Source organism: Caldicellulosiruptor hydrothermalis 108 (assembly GCF_000166355.1).
GTDB lineage: Bacteria > Bacillota > Thermoanaerobacteria > Caldicellulosiruptorales > Caldicellulosiruptoraceae > Caldicellulosiruptor > Caldicellulosiruptor hydrothermalis.
Genome location: NC_014652.1, coordinates 476,061 through 494,712, shown reverse-complemented (window position 1 = coordinate 494,712; position 18,652 = coordinate 476,061). Strand labels below are relative to the sequence as shown.

At 36.6% G+C, this 18,652-nt stretch carries 15 protein-coding genes and 1 tRNA gene; 3 read left to right on the top strand and 13 right to left on the bottom strand.

The annotated features are described in order from the left end of the window. Nucleotides 1–43: 43 nt before the first annotated feature. The 10 genes from CALHY_RS02310 to CALHY_RS02260 form a co-directional block, all read right to left on the bottom strand. Complete coding sequence (locus tag CALHY_RS02310; protein ID WP_013402409.1) at nucleotides 44–1,180, bottom strand: sodium ion-translocating decarboxylase subunit beta; 1,137 nt, start codon at nucleotides 1,178–1,180, stop codon at nucleotides 44–46. A gap of 18 nt (nucleotides 1,181–1,198) precedes the next feature. Continuing rightward, entirely contained in the window at nucleotides 1,199–1,549 is a 351-nt protein-coding gene (locus CALHY_RS02305; RefSeq protein ID WP_013402408.1) for a biotin/lipoyl-containing protein, read from the bottom strand. A gap of 30 nt (nucleotides 1,550–1,579) precedes the next feature. Beyond that, nucleotides 1,580–1,936, bottom strand: a complete 357-nt coding sequence (locus CALHY_RS02300) for an OadG family protein (RefSeq protein WP_013402407.1) — start codon at nucleotides 1,934–1,936, stop codon at nucleotides 1,580–1,582. A 28-nt stretch (nucleotides 1,937–1,964) separates the two neighbouring features. Next, on the bottom strand, nucleotides 1,965–3,356 hold the full coding sequence (locus tag CALHY_RS02295) for an oxaloacetate decarboxylase subunit alpha (RefSeq protein WP_013402406.1): 1,392 nt from the start codon (nucleotides 3,354–3,356) through the stop codon (nucleotides 1,965–1,967). Between the two features lie 125 nt (nucleotides 3,357–3,481). Then, nucleotides 3,482–5,041, bottom strand: coding sequence for a methyl-accepting chemotaxis protein (locus tag CALHY_RS02290; protein WP_013402405.1), 1,560 nt, complete (start codon nucleotides 5,039–5,041; stop codon nucleotides 3,482–3,484). A gap of 143 nt (nucleotides 5,042–5,184) precedes the next feature. Continuing rightward, on the bottom strand, nucleotides 5,185–6,174 hold the full coding sequence (locus CALHY_RS02285; protein ID WP_013402404.1) for an Rpn family recombination-promoting nuclease/putative transposase: 990 nt from the start codon (nucleotides 6,172–6,174) through the stop codon (nucleotides 5,185–5,187). 218 nt (nucleotides 6,175–6,392) lie between these two features. Beyond that, entirely contained in the window at nucleotides 6,393–7,244 is an 852-nt protein-coding gene (locus CALHY_RS02275; RefSeq protein ID WP_013402403.1) for a carbohydrate ABC transporter permease, read from the bottom strand. 9 nt (nucleotides 7,245–7,253) lie between these two features. Next, nucleotides 7,254–8,537, bottom strand: coding sequence for a carbohydrate ABC transporter permease (locus CALHY_RS02270; RefSeq protein ID WP_013402402.1), 1,284 nt, complete (start codon nucleotides 8,535–8,537; stop codon nucleotides 7,254–7,256). Between the two features lie 80 nt (nucleotides 8,538–8,617). Continuing rightward, nucleotides 8,618–9,895: an ABC transporter substrate-binding protein gene (locus CALHY_RS02265; RefSeq protein WP_013402401.1), complete on the bottom strand. Its 1,278-nt coding sequence runs from the start codon at nucleotides 9,893–9,895 to the stop codon at nucleotides 8,618–8,620. A gap of 215 nt (nucleotides 9,896–10,110) precedes the next feature. After that, nucleotides 10,111–11,121 carry a LacI family DNA-binding transcriptional regulator gene (locus tag CALHY_RS02260; RefSeq protein WP_013402400.1) on the bottom strand — a complete coding sequence of 337 codons (1,011 nt, stop codon included), beginning with the start codon at nucleotides 11,119–11,121 and terminating at the stop codon, nucleotides 10,111–10,113. A gap of 409 nt (nucleotides 11,122–11,530) precedes the next feature. Between CALHY_RS02260 and murC the strand changes: the two genes are divergently transcribed. Next, a complete protein-coding gene (murC, locus tag CALHY_RS02255) occupies nucleotides 11,531–12,898 on the top strand; it encodes a UDP-N-acetylmuramate--L-alanine ligase (RefSeq protein WP_013402399.1) in 1,368 nt (455 codons plus the stop codon). 50 nt (nucleotides 12,899–12,948) lie between these two features. Here murC and CALHY_RS02250 read toward each other — a convergent pair whose 3' ends face one another. Both CALHY_RS02250 and CALHY_RS02245 read right to left on the bottom strand, forming a co-directional pair. After that, complete coding sequence (locus CALHY_RS02250; RefSeq protein ID WP_013402398.1) at nucleotides 12,949–14,484, bottom strand: DUF3794 and LysM peptidoglycan-binding domain-containing protein; 1,536 nt, start codon at nucleotides 14,482–14,484, stop codon at nucleotides 12,949–12,951. Nucleotides 14,485–14,670: 186 nt separating this feature from the next. Then, the gene (locus CALHY_RS02245; protein WP_013402397.1) at nucleotides 14,671–14,943 is read right to left on the bottom strand and encodes a Veg family protein; all 273 of its coding nucleotides are present in this window, start codon (nucleotides 14,941–14,943) and stop codon (nucleotides 14,671–14,673) included. A gap of 609 nt (nucleotides 14,944–15,552) precedes the next feature. On the opposite strand from CALHY_RS02245, the gene CALHY_RS02235 reads away from it, so the two are divergent. Together CALHY_RS02235 and CALHY_RS02230 are read left to right on the top strand one after the other, a co-directional pair. After that, entirely contained in the window at nucleotides 15,553–17,028 is a 1,476-nt protein-coding gene (locus CALHY_RS02235) for a DUF2828 family protein (RefSeq protein ID WP_013402396.1), read from the top strand. A gap of 92 nt (nucleotides 17,029–17,120) precedes the next feature. Then, nucleotides 17,121–17,213 (top strand) — tRNA-Ser (locus tag CALHY_RS02230). Nucleotides 17,214–17,338: 125 nt separating this feature from the next. On the opposite strand, the gene CALHY_RS02225 is transcribed toward CALHY_RS02230, so the two are convergent. Continuing rightward, nucleotides 17,339–18,424, bottom strand: a complete 1,086-nt coding sequence (locus tag CALHY_RS02225; RefSeq protein WP_013402395.1) for a DUF3854 domain-containing protein — start codon at nucleotides 18,422–18,424, stop codon at nucleotides 17,339–17,341. Nucleotides 18,425–18,652 lie beyond the last annotated feature (228 nt).

Below are 18,652 nucleotides of genomic sequence, written 5' to 3'. Positions count from 1 at the left end.
CTCCTGTGGGTCATTATTTATAATATTTGAATTATTTAAAAGTCTACTTAAACAGCGTCAAAAGAACCCCTGCTGCAACCGCCGAGCCAATAACCCCTGCAACGTTTGGTCCCATTGCATGCATCAAAAGAAAGTTTGATGGATTCTCCTTTTGTCCTACAACCTGTGAAACACGTGCTGCCATTGGAACAGCTGAAACTCCTGCAGAACCAATAAGAGGATTTATCTTACCACCTGAGAGTTTATACATAATCTTGCCAAAAACAACCCCGCCAACTGTTGCAAATATGAAGGCCAAAAGGCCTAAAAAGATTATTGCAAGCGTCTTTGGATTTAGGAACTTGTCGGCTGTTGCAGTTGCACCAACCGAAAGTCCCAAAAAGATTGTAATGATATTAATCAGAGCATTTTGGGCTGTGTCCGAAAGCCTTTCAACAACTCCACATTCTCTGAAAAGATTGCCAAGCATGAGCATTCCAATCAGCGGTGCAACAGATGGCAAAAGTAGAGATACAATTATCGTAACCGCAATAGGGAAAACTATTCTCTCAAGCTTTGAAACCTCTCGTAGCTGGTCCATCTTGACCATGCGCTCTTCTTTTGTTGTCAAAAGCCTCATGATAGGCGGCTGAATAAGAGGAATCAGAGCCATGTAAGAGTATGCTGCAATGGCAATTGCACCAAGAAGGTGCGGTGCAAGCTTGGTGGTAAGGAAAATTGCAGTTGGACCATCAGCACCGCCAATTATGCCAATAGATGCTGCTTCCTGCGGTGTAAAGCCTATAAGAAGCGCTATCATAAAAGCAAAGTAAATTCCAAACTGGGCAGCCGCGCCAAGAAAAAGACTGCTTGGTCGTGCAATCAGCGGTCCAAAGTCTGTCATAGCACCAACGCCTAAAAATATGAGTGGTGGGTAAATGCCAAGTTTTACACCTTGGTAAAGATAGTACACAAGTCCGCCCTTGTCGTGGCTTGATAAAAACGAAAGTGGCAGGTTTGCAAGCATCATACCAAACGCAATAGGAAGCAAAAGAAGCGGTTCAAACTTTTTACCAATTGCAAGATACATCAAAATGCATGATATTGCAAGCATTATTGCCTGACCCAATGTTATTTTGGCAAAACCAGATGTTGTTAAAATATCTGATATTGCCTTTGTTATCATATGGAAAAACTCCATCTTTTGTTATCCTCCCTTTTACTTTAAGATTGCCAGTATATCACCACTTGCAACCTGTGAACCTTTTGATACTAAAACCTTTTCGACCATACCATCTTCTGGCGCCATAATCTCGTTTTCCATCTTCATTGCTTCTAAGATGAAAAGCACATCGCCTTTCTTGACCTTCTGTCCCTCTTGGACGTTGACAGATAGAATCTTACCCGGCATCGGAGCAGAAACTTTTATCCCGCCAGAGATAGTTTTTGAAATTTCATTGTTTGAAACTTTTTTTGAATCTTTAGAAACATCAACTTGACCATTTCCATTTGAAACCCTCTCAACCTCAACCTCAAACTTTTTGCCGTTGATTGTTACAATGTACTTCATAATCAAAATCACCCTCCGCAGAAAAATTTTTTATTCTTTTAGTCGTTTTATTGATTTTATTTTCAGTTCAGAAAGTGGAATGTCAGAATCAAATGCAACTGCAGCCAAGATTGCTGCAACCTCTTCGTCCTCGGCATCCAATACATTCACCTCGCCAGATGTAAAACCTGTCTTCTCTACGGGCTTGTACTCCTGCGTCTCGTCTATTTCAAGAGAAGAAAGCTCGCTTTCGGTAGCCTTCTTTGGCTTTTCGAACCTCTGCAAAACCTTTGATAAAAGGCTTATAATTCCGCACAAAAGCGCAAGCACAGCAAAGACAATGAGCATTCCGATAACTGTCACTTCAAGACCAAGGATGAATCTTTCGCCTAAGGTAGAGTATTCCATTTATTTCACCTTCTTGCTCAGAAAATTTTTATGATATTCCTTCTATTGTATATTCAATCTTTCTTTCTCTTGACTCTTTCTTTTTGCCTCTGTTTTTCAAAAACTCTTCAGCAACCTGAGGGAAGAGAATGTAAGACAAAACATCCTCATCGCTTCTTGCAAAATCTTTGACTTGCTCCTTTGTCTTTTCGAAAACGGGCTCTAATGTGTCTGCAAACCTTCCTTCAATTGGCTTCTCATCGCCAAGCACCTCTTTTACAAGCTCAGGATTTATTTTCCCAGGCGGTTTTCCATACTCTCCTCTTATATATGCCTTTACCTCTTTCAAAATCACCTTGTATCTCTCACCGGCAAGCACATTTGCAGCAGCTTGCGTCCCAACCATCTGGCTCATAGGTGTGACAAGCGGCGGATAGCCTAAATCCTCTCTTACCCTTGGTACCTCCATCAAAACCTCATCAAGCTTATCCAAAGCATTTTGCTGTTTTAGCTGAGCAATGAGGTTTGAAAGCATGCCACCTGGAATCTGGTAGATGAGTGCATCTGTGTCTGTTGAAAGAACAAAAGGATTCAAAATTCCGTTTTTTATAAACTTGTCTTTTACAGGCTTGAAAAAGTCGTTTATCTCTTTTAAAAGTTTGCTATCTAAGTTTGTATCATACCCCATCTGCTTTAGTGCATAGTTGAGCGTCTCTGTTGGCGGCTGAGATGTGCCACCTGAAAAGCTCGAAATTGCTGTATCAATTCCATCAACACCGGCTTCGACTGCTTTGAGGTATGTCAATATCCCAAGCCCAGTTGTTGAGTGTGTGTGAAGGAAAACCGGTATCTTTACATTTTCTTTTAAAGCCTTTACAAGCTCGTATGCCTCTTTAGGACTCATGATACCTGCCATGTCTTTTATGCAGATGGAGTGAACGCCCATGCTCTCAAGTTCTTTTCCGATTTTTACGTACATCTCAAGGTTATGGATTGGACTTATGGTATACACAATTGTGCCCTGTGCATGACCGCCTGCTTTGATTGTCTCATCAACTGCAACTTCAATGTTTCGCAGATCATTTAAAGCATCAAATATCCTTATTATATCCATTCCATTTTCAATAGATTTTCGAACAAACATCCTCACAACATCGTCTGGATAGTGTCTGTACCCCAAAAGGTTTTGCCCGCGAAGAAGCATCTGAAGCTTTGTGTTTTTCACTTTTGATCTTATCTTTCGCAAGCGCTCCCAAGGGTCTTCATTTAAGTACCTAAGACATGAGTCAAAGGTTGCACCGCCCCAGCACTCAATAGAATAATACCCCGCCTTATCTATTTTCTCTAAAATTCCTTCAAAATCTTCATAAGGCATTCTTGTTGCAATCAGTGACTGCTGGGCATCCCTTAAAACGGTTTCTGTAATATAAATTCTTTTCATTTTTTCCAACTCCTTTTACCACCTGCTTTGAATTTTATCGCCAATTTTATTTTTGGTCAATTTTTTAACAAAAGGCGCATAGCATTTATTGTAGCACTTTTGCTTAAATTTTTCTACATTAAACCTTACAAACCTGTTTGTGAACATTTCACAATTGAGAGCTTTATATCTGCACCTATCACACCCAAAAGCCTGCCAAAGCCGTCATATACAGGCATAGAAATTGTGATGCAGTAGTTTCTTGTGATGGCTGAGATGTAAGCAGAAGATACATATGTGTGACCTGCCATTGCCTTTGTGAACCACTCCCTGACTTTTGCGTTTTCTATGCCCTCCGGCGGATTTGAGTAGATGAACGTTCCATCAGGGTTGTTTGTCCACAGAGCCTCAAATATATTAGAAAACTTTTGAAGACTTTGGTCTATAACCTCTTTATGATTGAGCTCCTTCTGCCAGCTTAAAACAAGTTGCGGAATCACCTCATTTTCAATGGTCTCGATAGCCTCTGCAACACGCTGCTGGTTTACCTCTATCTCTACTCTCTTTGTGATCTTTGCTGAGATGTCATTTCTGACAGACTCAAACTCCCTGCACACGTCAACAAGCCTGTTCATAAGCCGCATAAGCCTTTCTGCAATTTTTTTACTTACCTCTACAGAACTTAAAATTTTGTTGGTGCTACTATCGACAGCGATGTAGCTATTTTCCAGCCTTGTTACATAGTGCTTAAGGTCATTCACAATAGAGTACTGGACAGAAAGTTTTTCTGATGCTTGTGAAATCTTCTTGTTTATGTAGTCAACAAGCTGAGATACTTGATTTAGTTTCTGGAAAGTAGTCTTGCCATACTCTACCTGCCTTGATATAATATCCTTACTTTTCTCGCTGAGGCTTGAAATTCCATCAACTATGCCAGAAATCTCGATGATAAAGTCTCCAATCTCGTCTGCAGTTGATTTTGTGTCATTTGAAAGTTTTCGGATTTGGTCAGCAATTACATGAAAGCCTGTTTTGAAATTCTCGCCAAGCACACTCTCAAGTTTTGCAGACTCAATAGAAGCGTTCAGTGCAAGGATGTTTATCTGCTCTGAAATTTTCACAATTGTGCCAAGAAAATCTTCTACCTTTTTGAAAACAGTCTTGAGCTTGGTTATTTGGTCTGCCATTTTCTGGGTGTATGCTGTATTTTCTGAAACCATACTTTCCAAATCGGTTGAAACCTCAGCAAGCAGTTTTTGAATGTCCTCCTGAATATTCTGGTTTTTTTCTTTGAAATGAGTCATGAATTCTTCAAGGCTTGAGACATTTTCATATGCGCTTTCAATGTGCTGGAGAACAAGCTTCAAGCCTACCAGAAGCCCTGATATAGAAGTTTGAATGTCCTTGCTATTTGTTAGCACAATATTGGATTGCTGCTGGTTCTTTTCTGCGCTTGATTCAATGTCATAAGCAACTGATAAAATCTTGTTGTACGCAAGGTCGATCTCTTTAAATATCTCACTTAGAAAACCTTGAAAAGATGCTGCCCAGTCTTTCACAGGTTTCAAAAAGAGCTTTTCAATTGCGTTGAGGTTGTTCTTGCCATGCAAAATTGAAAGTGTTTTGTCAACAAAAATTTTTAAAATCAGAACAGAAAATACAACTGATAGCGCAAACGCACCCAAGATAGTCAATACAACCTGCATCTTGCAAAACCCCCCTGAAAAAAGTTTTACAAAAAAATTAAAGGCGCTTTGAAGCTCATCGCCCCAAAACGCCTTTGTTTTGGAGAAAGTTTGAATTTGTTGCTTTTATTATAACACAGATATTTGAAAATAGCAAAGGAAAATTAAGAATATTTCGTATATTCTTCTCTTATCTTCTTTATCCTCTCAATCTCAACTCCAGTTGCTTCAGCTATAAAATTATCATCAAACCCTTTTTGAATAAGCCTTCTAACAATTTCTTCTTCTTTTCGCTGTATACCTTCCTGTATACCTTTCTGTATACCTTCCTGTATGCCTTCTTCATAGCCTTTTTCTTTGCCTTTTTCTTCTGCCTCTTTGTAATACTCCTGTATCAGCTGCTGAACATTGAATATAAACTCACCCACATCTTCCACCCCCTCAGCTTCTATCTTCTCCAATAATTCATCTATTCTGCTTTTCATCTCCTCTCTCACCTGCGGTTTTACTATCCTGAGCAGCCATGAACAAAACACTTTTAGCTGCGGCTGTGGTAACTTACAAACATATTCTGACACTTCACTGAGCTTTTCTACAAACTCCTCTGCATTTCTTCTTGACTTTTCTAAATAAAGAATAATACTTAAAAGGTCTAACCTACTTCTTAGCTTTTCATCATCAAGCCTGTTTACATCAACCAGGATATAGTTAAACATATCATCCTTGAATATATCAAAACCTTTAAATATCTGGGTCGGTATGTTCCAGCTGCTTCTACCATTGTACAGCACTATCGGAACAATTGGCGGAAATAACTCATCTGCCTTCTCTTCCATGTGTCTTTTCCATACCAAGCTCATATACTCAAACAATCTTCTCGGCATACTTTTGTCTGCAGTGGATTGTGGTTCTATTAAGACATAAAAGTATATGTCCGTATCTTCTAATCTTGCTCTATATATGACATCTGCTTCTTTTTCTACAAACTCGTCCTTAATAAAACTCCTGTCAACAAACTCTAAACTCTCAGCATCTATTCTATTTACCCATTCTCTATTTATATTGCTCCTTAAAAAGTTTAAAAATACTTCCTTGAATTGAAATAATCTTTTGAACGTCAAATCATACTGGTTATGCGGTACTTTCTGCTGCATCTACTTCATCCTTATAATTAATTTTTATCCAGCTATAGTTTTTTCTTCTGTTTAAAATTATACCATAAAGACAAAGAGCATACAAGCAGCATCTCACTAATAATACTCGTTTGTTTAAGCCTCCCATCATCCTAAAATTGATATCAAAATGGGCTAAAAGGTCAAAAACCTCTGTTGAGGTTTTCAAAAACTCCTTTCAGAATAGCCCCTACAAATTCTTATTCTTTCACAGCACCAGCAGTAAGACCCGACACAATCCTTTGCTGGAATACAAATACCATAAGCACAAGCGGAATCATTACCACAATTGCAGCTGCTGAAATCTCATCCCAAGGAATTGTGAATCGTCCTTGGAACATGACAATTCCAACAGATACTGTTCTCCAGATATCGTCTGTGTTGATGACCAGGGCAAACAAAAACTCATTCCATGCAGAGATAAAAATTAAAATCGCTGCAGTGAATATTCCCGGTGCTATGAGAGGCGTTATAATTTTATAAAAAATCTGGAATGTGTTGCACCCGTCAATCTTTGCTGCTTCATCAATTTCATGAGAGACACCCTGGTAAAATGTTGTCAGATACCAGATTGCAAGTGGCAGTGAAAATGTGGTGTATGGAATCAAAAGCCCAAAAAAGCTGTTTCTAAGCCCTAAGTTTTTTACCATAACGTAAATAGGAGATACAATTGTAATTTGTGGAAACATTGAAACAGCCAATGAAAGACTCAAAACAAGGTTTTTTATCTTAGGTGAGATATTTGTTTTTGCAATTGCATATGCTGCAAAGCTGGCAATCACAATTGATATAACTGTTGTCTCAAGACCAATTACAAAGCTGTTTAAAATGTATCTGGCAAATGGTCTTTCGGTAAACACCATCTTGTAGTTGCCAATATGAGGCTTTAGCGTTATCAGGGATGAAATATTGAATATTTCACTTTTTGGTCTTATTGATGTAAGAAGTAGCCAGTAAAAAGGAAACAAAATTACAATCAGTGCCAGCACAATTATTATGTTCATAACAATCTTTGCAATCTTTTCGCCTGTCAGTTTCTTCTTGTTTTTCATTTTATCCTATCACCTCTTTTGATGTGAGAATACCTCAGCGCCAAGGATTTTTATATAGATAAAGCTTATGATTGTCACCATTATAAAAATCAAAACTGCCAAAGTCGAACCTCTTCCAAAGTCAAGCTGGTTAAATAGAGTTTTGTAAGTGTAGATAGAGACTGTCTCTGTTGAGTTTGCAGGTCCGCCACCAGTCAAAACATAAATCAGGTCAAATACTCTAAATGCATCCAAAGTTCTAAAAAGCAGGGCAACAAGTATGGTTGGTTTTAACATCGGTAGTGTAATCCTGAAAAATTGATACACCGCATTTGCTCCATCCACTTTTGCAGCTTCATACAGCGACTCCGGAATTGTTTGAAGTCCTGCAACAAGCAAAATTGCAATATAGGGTGTTGTTTTCCAGATGTCGGCTGTCATTGCAGCTATCATTGCGTTTGTAGTGCTTGATAAAAGGTCTGCCGGGCTTTTGATAAGTCCAATGTCTGCAAAAAACTTTGCCAAGATGCCAACCTGACCGTCATACATAAACTTCCACATCAAAGCTGATATAACTGTTGGAATAGCCCAGGGCAAAAGAACAATGCTTTTGAAAACATTTTTCAGGTTTGCTACTTTGTGCATAACAACTGCAAGCATCAGACCAAAAACAAGTTCAAAAAATACTGTTACAACTGTGAACAAAAGTGTATTTTTTACGGCTGAGAAAAGCCTTGAATCTTTTAGATAGTAGCTATAGTTCTGAAGACCAACAAAGTTTGGTTTAACTATCACCTGGTCAAACGCTAAAATTGCCTGTTTTAAATCATTCATCTCTTGCGTGTTTGGCAAAGAGTTTGTAAGGTTTATAATTTTATCTACATATGCATTATATTGATTTATCTCTTTAGCAGCCACTGGTAGATATTTTAGCTTGCTATCTACCGGCTGAAAGTTATTTAAAAGGTCATTTACCTTGTTGAGCCTGTCAATTCTGGTCTTTGTGTTAAAAATGCTTTTTTCCATCATAGGCAATAGAGATTTTATTCTGGCAATTGTCTTTTTTTGACTATCATTTAAAGACTCAATATTGATACCATCAATTATCGAAGAAGCTGTAAAAAGAGTGTTGGCATAGTTTTCAACATCTATCTTGTATGAAAGAGAAACCTCGCTTTTTGTTGGGTTGTTGAGCTGAATGTCAAATAAGCTGAAGACAAAAACCTGCACAAGAGGAATTACTGCAACAAAGATAAATATCAAAACCGCAGGTAGTAAAAACAAATATCCAAACAGTTTTTCCTTTCTGTCCATCTTTTCCCTCCCCTTTAAACTTGATTGGCAGGCTTAAAAGGATTTTAAGCCTGCCAACTCACAATATTAAGAATTGCCTTTTATTTTTGAGTCTTTACAAGCTCTTTTAACTTCTTGTCTAAATCAAGGACAGCTGTCTTTACATCTTTCTTGCCATTTACAATATTTGAAAGCTCAATCTGCATAACATCTGAAATCTTTGGATAAATTGGTGATACAGGTCTTGGAACAGCAGCTAAAATAGCTTCAACAAACTTCTTATCGCCTATTAGCGGATTAGCTTTTATAACATCTTTATCATTGAAAAGTGGTTTGTAAACAGGAACATTTCCGTTGTAAATAGCCATAAGTTTCTGTCCTTCTTTTTGTACAAGGAACTTCAAAAGTCTCCAGGAAGCTTCAGGATTTTTTGTGTATTTGTTAATACCAACCATCCAGCCTCCAAGAGCTGCAGCTGAACCTTTTGAACCTGCTGGAAGTGGAAGAACTCCAACTTTTCCTTTTACCTTTGACTGTGGACCATTGACCATTGCCCACATGTAAGGCCAGTTTCTTGCAAACACTGCAAGACCGTTTATGAAAGCAGTATGTGTTTCAATTTCTGTAAATGTATTCACGTTTGGTGGAACAATCCCGGATGTTATAACCTTTCTCATCATGGTAAGTCCATCAATTGTTCCTTTGTTATTCACCACTATATTTCCACTCTCATCAACAACTCTGCCGCCATATGAAGCAATATACTCTATCGCATCACAAACAAGACCCTCATATTGTTTTGCTTGCATCAAAAATCCATATTTTGTACCCTTTTTACCCTTGTACTTTTTAGCAACTTTAATCAAATCATCCCATGTCTTTGGAAGCTCATTTTGAGGAACAATGTCTTTTCTGTAATAAAGAAGTCCTGCATCAATAAATCTTGGAAATGCCCACATCTGACCTTTGAACCTTGCAGCATCAATTGTTCCTTTGATATAATCGTTTAAATTAATTTTGTCTCTCTTTATAAACCTGTCAAGAGGAAGTGTGTAGCCTGCCTGAGCAAACTCGGCTGGCCAGATAACGTCCATGTCAAACACGTCAATGTCAGAACCACCAGCGCTCAGTACTGTCACAAGCTGGTCATGATTTTGACCTGTGTCAGATGGGTTTTCTTTGTAGATTACCTTGATGTCAGGGTTTTTCTTCATGAACTCTTTGATAATCTTTTCTGTAGCGTGAGTTTCGTCCTTGCCACGCACATAGGTGATTGTGACCTGCTTTTTAGAAGCGGCATTAGAATCAGCAGGGCCAAAAGCTAAAAATAAGCCAACACTCATCGCAATTAAAATGACCACAGCAATAAATCTTTTCATTTAAAAATACCTCCTTTTAGTAAGTTTATGGTATAATATAGAATGGGGAGTTGTATATTATCCCATATTATGGGATAATACCACTTTTATGCCTGGTCTGGTTCTAAATACTTTTTGTTAGACCAGGCAATTATTTTTGATGCCTATCGTAATCGTTTACGCTAAATAAAATATATTATATCTTGTTCAATTTGTCAATAGGTTTTTAAAAAAAGCTATTTATTTTGTGATATTTGCATTTTGGTCGAATCTCTTTGAATTATTGAAGTGTCAAGGATGTATTTGCCTTTTGAAACTTCTTCTCCTGCTAAAATGTTTATCAAAAGTTGTGCAGCCAGCTTCCCCATTTCATATCGGGGCTGATGAACTGTGGTAATTTTAGGCGTCACCATTGATGAAAGCTCAATATCATCAAATCCCATAACTCCAAGCTCATCGGGAATTGAAAAGCCAAGTTCTTTTGCCGCATCACACGCACCAACTGCCATCTCATCATTTGAACAAAAGATAGCATCTGGAGCAGGTGTCATTTTTAAAAGTTCTTTTGCAAGCTTGTAGCCACTTTCGTACTTGAAGTCACCATACTTTATATATTTTTCATCGCTAACTAATCCTAAATTCTCAAGTGCCATTTTATATCCTTTTAATCTGTCTTGAGACAACATCGCTCCAATTTTTCCGGTTATTTTTGCAATCCTTCGATATCCACATTTGTACAAAAACATTGTGGCATCATATGAAGCCTTGAAATTGTCAACGCACACAGTAACAAGTTCATCAGAAAAATAGTCAGAAATCACAACCATCGGAAACTGTCTTGATATTTCAACAACCTTTTGAGGCTCGCTCAAACTTCCAACAATCAAAATCCCGTCTGCTATCTGTCCTTTCATCATCCTGTAATATTCTTCTTCAATTTCTTGAGAATCTGAAAAATCACCAAGGATGATATTGTAACCTTTTTCGCGCGCCTCTGTCTCAATACCTTTTATTAGCTTGTTGAAAAAGTAGTTCTCTATATCAGGTATCATCACCAGAATATTTTTGGTCTCTTTACTTCTGAGCCTTCTCGCGCTCTGGTTTGGAATATATCCAAGTTGGTCTATAATTTTTAAGATTTCTTTTCTTTTTTCCTCGCTTACTCCTTCTTTACCGCTCAGCGCCCTTGAAATTGTTGCAACAGAATAGCCAGTTATCTTTGCTATGTCTTTTATTGTGTACTTCATCTTCCTCATCCTTTTCTCTTTGATTTGGATTTGTACGTAATCGATTTCGGCTATAAATAAAAATATAGCAGCTAATTTGGACGAAATCAATACATATTTTGTATAAAATGTGCGAAATTTTGTTGAACAAGGATAACAAAAAAAGAGCAGGTAAATGTCTCTTCGATGAAGATTTATTGTTTATAGCAATAAAGCATAATGATTTTAAGTTGCAAAAATGGAATTATTTTTGGAATTATTTTAAAACAGGATAATTTTAAGTGTTACAAATAATAGTATGTTTAGTTTGTGAGAAGATAGGAAAGTCCTTATAAAAATTTTTAACAAGCCAAGCAAAAAAGAAGTATAATATAGAATGTAGAAGTATTTCAATATTGAAATTTTCAGGCTGGAGGTAAGTTTTTTTAAAATGAACAAATATTTTTTTATAGGTATTGGTGGAATATCAATGAGTGCAATTGCTTTAATACTCAAAAACCAAGGTTTTTGTGTTGAAGGTTCTGACATTCAAGAAAGCGCTACTACAAAAATGCTAAGAGAAAATGGAATAAATGTATATATTGGTCATGATGAAAGTCATATACACGGCGATGAAACTGTGATATATACCGCGGCAATTTCAAAAGACAATCCCGAACTTTTAGCAGCAAAGAGGATGAATCTGAAAATCTATGAACGGGCAGAATTTTTAGGGCTTTTGATGAGAAATTTTAAAAATGTCATTGCAATCGCAGGTACACACGGAAAAACAACCACAACTTCTATGATTGGTTACATCCTAAAAAAAGCAAATTATAATCCTACAATTTTGGTAGGTGCATTTGTAAAACAACTCGGTGGAAATTTTGTGATTGGTTCAAAAGATTATCTTGTTGTTGAAGCATGTGAATATGTAGATAGTTTTTTAAAGTTCAACCCTACAATTGGAGTTATTTTAAACATTGACAATGACCATTTGGACTATTTCAAAGACATAGATTCAATAAAAAACTCTTTTAAAAAGTTCGCACAGAAAATTCCAACTTCAGGGTTTTTAGTAGCAAACTGTGACGATAAAAATGTTAAAGATATTATAAGTAAGTTTCACACACAGGTAGTTTGTATATCTACAAAAGAAAAAGCTGACATTTTTGCCGACAATATCAGTTGCAATGACGGATATTATGAATTTGACGTTAAAAACAATAACAATGAGATTTTAGCTCATATAAAACTCAATATTCCTGGTTTTCATAACGTCTATAATGCGCTCGCTGCATTTGCAGTTGCATCAAAGTTGAGGGTAGAAAGTCTCACAATTGAACAAGCTCTCTCTGAATTTTGCGGTGCTTCCCGCCGGCTTGAAAAGGTAGGAGAGTTTAATGGAATATACCTCTATGATGACTATGCTCACCATCCCACCGAAATCAAGGCAACACTTGCTACCCTGAAAAAGATCTCTGAAGGAAAGGTTCTTGCCATATTCCAACCGCATACATTTTCAAGGCTTAAAACTCTTTTGAACGAATTTGCTGAGAGCCTGAAATTAGCTGACAAGGTTATTGTCACAGATGTATATGCCGCACGTGAAAAAAATATTTTTGGAATTACATCTGAAAAGCTTTATTTGAAACTAAAAGAAATTGGAATTGACTGTGAGTATATAAGTAATTTTGATGATATTGCCTGTTATGTAGTAAAAGAGGCTAAAAAAGGAGACATTATTGCAACTATTGGCGCAGGTGACGTAAACAAATGCATAGATATCATTCTCAAAAAAGCTCCTGTAAAATCATAAAAAATACTGCCTCATTTGGAATTTCACTTCTAAATGAGGCAGTTTAGTTTCTATTTTACTATTAAAAGTTTTTGACCAGGCACAATTTCTTCTTTTTCTATTTGATTAAAATCAATAATTTTTTCTACTGTTGTTCTGTATTTTTTTGCAACTTTCCACAGAGTATCACCTTTCTGGACAGTATAAATGTACACACTTGCAAGCCTCTCATCTTCTTTTTTCATCTCTTCTACAAACTCAACGTCAGACAAAATCTCTCTTGAGAGCGCTCTTTTTACCCACACTTCAACTGCAAGATGAATACGCAGCTCAACTTCAGATGTAGAAATAATGGAAAATGATATGTTTTCTATTTCGATATTTGCAAACGCTCTGTCGGTTTCCTCTGCACCTTCCATATCTAATTTCACATCAAAAGGAATTTGCGTGGTTGTATTTTTTATGATATCCTGCAGGTCTTTAGAAAGATAAATCAAAAAGATAACAGCAACACCTTTTATATTAACTTTATTCTTTTCTGGTTTTATAAGATCGATTTCTATCCTACCAGATACAGAAAAGACCTGTTCAGGTTCGGTAGGTAGTGTAACTGTATCTTTCAAAAGATGCACATGCCGACCTTTTCCAACAAACTGTTCTACGCTGAGCAGTTTCTTTGAATCTTTTATCTCATACGCTGTTGAATATGCATCAACAATGGGTTCAATGGTTTTTACATCATGAAATGTTATCTCAGCTTCAATGGTTATATCATACTCTATCCTGCGAAGTTCGCCTATTTCATCAGTCTTAGGCAAAACCTTGAAGCTTTTGATATAAAATTTAACAACTGGTTCTACATCATCGGGACTATCTGGAAGTTCAGAGTAGTGCTGAATTAATACCTCATGTTCAACCATCTCAATAGGATTTTGACCAACATCTGGTGAATAGAGGGTTTTTAAGTCCACTTTTAAGTCAAAGGTGATCTTTTTCCTGTCAAACTTGATATTCTTGTCTGAAAGCCTTGCAAAACATCGCAATATTTCTCTGATTGAAGGTTTACCCTGGGGAATCTCTAAAATCTCTCTTTTTGAAATCTCCTCTGTCATAGTACGAGGATTTGAAATTGAGATTTTTTCTTTTAAATACTTTATTGAATCTTCTTCAATGTCGGCAAGATACTCAACAGTAGCTGGGGCTTTTATCAAAACGGTAATCTCTGCAATTGCCTTGGCAGAAAGTTTGCGCGGACTCAAAAGAGAGCAAAAGGTATAAATGAGATCATCTTTGACCTCATACGCCATTGTAGGTCTTACTCCCAACATGTCAAATGTCTTTGAAAACTCTGCTGAACTTGAAACAGAGGCAACTTTCCTCTGCGGGTCAGATGAGAGATAAATTACTCTGAATTCTATTTCACCTTGAACAATTACTTTGTCGTTTAAAACTTCAACATTTGTAATCAGAATTTCGCTATCAGTCTGAAGCACTTTCACAGCGTCTGGTTTTATCTCAGGAAGCAAAATCTCTCCTTCAACAATCACCTTCTGCGAATCTGTACCGTAGACGTTCATGTATTCAACTTTTTCAAACCTCTTTTCCAATTCTAAACTTGCCTCCATTTAATGTTCTTTTCTATATAAATATATGCCAGGATGTCCCGAGAATATGTAAAATAAAAAAGAGCTTACTCTAAAAAGTTTTAGAATAAGCTCTTTTTGAGTAGTTGACAAATCAGTATTTTTGATTATAATAAAAACGTACAAGGAAAATTGATGAAACCATAGAGTTTACATAACGCCTACCTTTGTATTTGTCCTACAAAGTATAATTTCTACTGTATTTGTAATAAGATCTGAATAGGTGTATGTCACACACCTGTACTGTTTACATTCTCTGTCAACTGGAAACTTGACAACAAAGATGTTCGAATAAGTGTTCTCTAAAATACCTTCAACCTCAATCATCTTTTTGCGTCCTTTATTTGCGCGAATTAAAACCTTTTCGCCTTTTAGGGCTTCAATGTCTTTTTTCAGCTGTTGAAGGTGAAGTTTATCAACCACCTTAACATCACTGCCCCTCTAAAAATATTTAGTTTTCAGACTGCATGAAAAATTCTCCATTTTACTACATTTAAAAACAATATTATTATATCACTATTCTTTTTTTTTGTAAATAGAGGGGTAAATATTATAAAGTGTTTTTCTTGAGTTGTCAAGAACTTAATTTCAGAGTTTTTGTCGAAAATATCGATTTAAATACAACAAATTTATCGCTTTTTATTTCTTTTCTCATAAATAGAAGCATTTTTGATTTTTTAAGCAATATATTTTTAGTTTTCTTAATTTTTATAAGTAAAATTTATATTGTATTGACATAAAGATTCTTTTTTGATAAATTTAAATTGAATAAAGAGACACTAACAGCGAAGATACAAGCTGAGGAAAAAGTGTCTCGTTTTTTAATTCTTTTAAAAGACCCCAACAGCAAATGTCATCTCAAAGCGAAAAGGGGTCTTGTAAAGTACCTCTGTCAAAGATGCAGACAGCAAATATTTTTTGGATAGGCCTGCAGACTTTTCTGTGGGCTGATGGTTCGAAGCCATCATGCATCTTGAAGACAGAGGTGTCTTTATGTATTTAAAATAGACTAATGCTTTGGAGGAAAATGTGATGAGTGATGAGTTTCTCAACGAGTTAGAAAAATCAACAAACATTTCTCGCACAGAAAATAATGCACTGACATTTCAATCTACACTCAATGCAAATCTTGATTGGTTTTCAATGAGTGGTGGTTTGAGATTTCAACCAGAGGATAGAATTATATCTTTATTTATGAAAGCATTTTATGAAGATAAGCAGCTTGCTATGAAAAATTTATTCTTCACAAGGGATATTAAAAAAGGACTTGGTGAACGTAGAGTTTTTAGAGTTGTTCTCAAACACCTTGCTAAAACCCATCCGGATATTGTCAGAAAAAACATTGTCTTTATTCCTTTTTTTGGACGGTGGGATGACTTATATGAACTGATTGACACACCAGTTGAAAACTCCATGTGGTTTTTTATTAAACAGCAATTGTCTGAAGACTTAAAATCAGAAAACCCATCACTTTTGGCAAAATGGCTCAAAAGTGAAAATACTTCTTCAAAAGAGTCAGTAAAACTTGCAAAGAAGACTCGTAAAGCCCTTTCGATGACACCAAAAGAATATAGAAAAACATTAGCTGAACTTAGAAAAAGAATTGATGTTTTGGAAAGAAGACTATCAGAGAAAGACTATACATTCGATTACGAAAAAGTCCCTTCACAAGCAATGCTAAAATACAGAAAAGCATTTTTGCGAAATGACAAAGACAGATACACTCAGTACATTGAAAAAGTCATTCAGGAAAAGAAAAAGATTAATACAAATACACTCTCTGCTGTGCAGATTGTAAGACAAATACTTATAGATAGAGGTAAAATGTCACTTGAAGAAAAGAAACATCTGGATCTTCTGTGGCAAAACATTCCAAAGATTGACACATCAGAGAATGCTCTTGTTGTAGCAGATACATCAGGTTCTATGTTTTATGCATGTGGTCAGTATGCTCTTGGAATTGCTGCTTCTATTGGTTTAGCATTGTATTATGCAGAAAATAATAAAGGAATTTTTCATAATAGGTTTATTACTTTTTCTGCGAAACCTAAGTTACAAAAAATCCAAGGAAAAACTATTTATGAGAAAGTTAAATTTTTAGAGAATGCAGACTGGGAATGCAACACAGATATTGAAGCAGTCTTCACACTCATATTAAATATTGCAATAAATAAAAATTTAGCACAAGAGGACTTGCCCAAAAAATTATATATTGTCTCAGACATGGAGTTTGACGAAGCCACAAGAGTTTCACCTGACGCACCACTTTTTGATGCGATAAGAGAAAGGTATAAAAATCATGGATATGAGTTGCCTACTTTGGTGTTCTGGAATGTCTCATCAAGGCATAACAACATTCCTGTAACTAAAGAAACACCAAATGTACTTTTAGTATCTGGAATGTCTCAAAAAATATTTGAAAACCTTATTAAAAATCAACTTCCAGATCCTGTAGAATTTATGCTTGAAGTATTGAACAATGAAAGATACTCTGTTATTCAAATATAACTTTTCGAGTTTTTACTTCTTGCTTTTAACTTTCCCATTGTCAAAACTCAAAATATGCCTTATAATAGATAAAGTGAAAAGGGAATAGTAGCGGAGAGATGGCCGAGTGGTCGAAGGCGCACGACTGGAAATCGTGTGTACCCCCAAAAGGGGTACCGAGGGTTCAAATCCCTCTCTCTCCGCCATTAATATTTTTAGGAGTTCTTGAACATATACCATTGCAGGGTATACATTTTCCAGCACAATTTTTCTAACATTTTTCTAACATCACATACTGGCAAACATGACAATAAAAAGAAGGAGCGCCTCTTTAAGCGCTCCTCTTTTGTGTTTGTTTCAAATGCAATAAGTAGTCATCAATCCCTTTAAATCTTGCATCCCATTCTATCTGTTTAAATTTAAAGCCATTTTCTGCAAGCATGCTTTTAATTTTTTCAAGATTGTATGCTACTTCTTTCTTTTCTCTGTAGTCCATGTCGAATGCAAGAATGACAAGCTTGGGCTGTAATTGTTGCAATGTTTGTATTAGTTGTTTGTGGCAGGAACTAACGCCAGGTAGTCCAATGAACATTTTTCCCGATAAATATGCTGCCACATCTGCCTTCAACACCCCTTCTGTAATATAAACAACATCATCAGAACAACTACCTGTAACATGCAAGTTTGCTTCTGCTGGTGTTCCAACGTCCTTGCTACTGGACGATGAAAACCATCGATATTTAGACAAGCATGGTTCGTCCATTCTGACCTGCAACCCGATTATCTGTCCATTTAGATTTTTGACTGGTATTGCATAACCTTGGTAGGGGATAAAATCCCATTCCCCAGTAGTTTTGTGTTTGAAAAATCCAGGGATACCTTCCAAACTGTAACCTTTTGTCTGCAGAGTTCTACAAATCTCAAGCCTTTTCTCTTTTTCTACAAAGAGTGTTTTGTAACCTTTTACTCTGATAGCTGTTTCTGACAGTCCACGTCTGAGCAAGTCTGCTTTGTGTTTTTCGTTTAAAGTAAGTAGTTTTAGAAATTCTCTATAGACCTTATCTCTAACTTCTGGCGGTGCGATGTATTTTGGCTGTGCTTCTCTGGTTTGGAGTTTGTACTGTATATGGTGCAACCTTTGTGAACCGGATGCTATCTCCTGTGCAAGTTCTTTGTACGCTTCCTTTGTGTCCTGGTTTGTCAAAAGTGCGTACAGTTGCAGTGCGTTTCCCTGTCTGCCACATTTATGGCAAATGAATGTATCCTTAGCAATGTTGATGTAAAGATGTCCTTCCCGTCTGTGTGGTTCATCGCAGTAAGGACACAAGCAGTTCAATTCATTACCCCTTTGTTTTAGCACTGTTATTCTTACTCTATCCAAAACATCTTGCATCGTGATATCAACTAACTCTCTCATAGTCCCTTCCTCCCCCATGTGTTTAATTTTCAAACTTTTTTGTCGCTAACTTTTGTTGGCAAACTGCCAGAACGGGGGAGGAAGAGACCCTTCTGGCTGGACTAGCAAACTTGGTCCGAAAAATACAAAAGCCCCGATGAGTATATGGTACTCTCTCGGGGCTAACTTTCCTGTTGGCAAACTTCCAATCTTATTTTTACTTTTTTGTAGATGCTTTTACCCTGCAGA

What these genes read in the sequence shown, in the direction of transcription:
- CALHY_RS02310 (WP_013402409.1), bottom strand. Translation starts at nt 1,180, where the DNA reads ATGGAGTTTTTCCATATGATAACAAAGGCAATATCAGATATTTTAACA.
- CALHY_RS02305 (WP_013402408.1), bottom strand. Translation starts at nt 1,549, where the DNA reads ATGAAGTACATTGTAACAATCAACGGCAAAAAGTTTGAGGTTGAGGTT.
- CALHY_RS02300 (WP_013402407.1), bottom strand. Translation starts at nt 1,936, where the DNA reads ATGGAATACTCTACCTTAGGCGAAAGATTCATCCTTGGTCTTGAAGTG.
- CALHY_RS02295 (WP_013402406.1), bottom strand. Translation starts at nt 3,356, where the DNA reads ATGAAAAGAATTTATATTACAGAAACCGTTTTAAGGGATGCCCAGCAG.
- CALHY_RS02290 (WP_013402405.1), bottom strand. Translation starts at nt 5,041, where the DNA reads ATGCAGGTTGTATTGACTATCTTGGGTGCGTTTGCGCTATCAGTTGTA.
- CALHY_RS02285 (WP_013402404.1), bottom strand. Translation starts at nt 6,174, where the DNA reads ATGCAGCAGAAAGTACCGCATAACCAGTATGATTTGACGTTCAAAAGA.
- CALHY_RS02275 (WP_013402403.1), bottom strand. Translation starts at nt 7,244, where the DNA reads ATGAAAAACAAGAAGAAACTGACAGGCGAAAAGATTGCAAAGATTGTT.
- CALHY_RS02270 (WP_013402402.1), bottom strand. Translation starts at nt 8,537, where the DNA reads ATGGACAGAAAGGAAAAACTGTTTGGATATTTGTTTTTACTACCTGCG.
- CALHY_RS02265 (WP_013402401.1), bottom strand. Translation starts at nt 9,895, where the DNA reads ATGAAAAGATTTATTGCTGTGGTCATTTTAATTGCGATGAGTGTTGGC.
- CALHY_RS02260 (WP_013402400.1), bottom strand. Translation starts at nt 11,121, where the DNA reads ATGAAGTACACAATAAAAGACATAGCAAAGATAACTGGCTATTCTGTT.
- murC (WP_013402399.1), top strand. Translation starts at nt 11,531, where the DNA reads ATGAACAAATATTTTTTTATAGGTATTGGTGGAATATCAATGAGTGCA.
- CALHY_RS02235 (WP_013402396.1), top strand. Translation starts at nt 15,553, where the DNA reads ATGAGTGATGAGTTTCTCAACGAGTTAGAAAAATCAACAAACATTTCT.
- CALHY_RS02225 (WP_013402395.1), bottom strand. Translation starts at nt 18,424, where the DNA reads ATGAGAGAGTTAGTTGATATCACGATGCAAGATGTTTTGGATAGAGTA.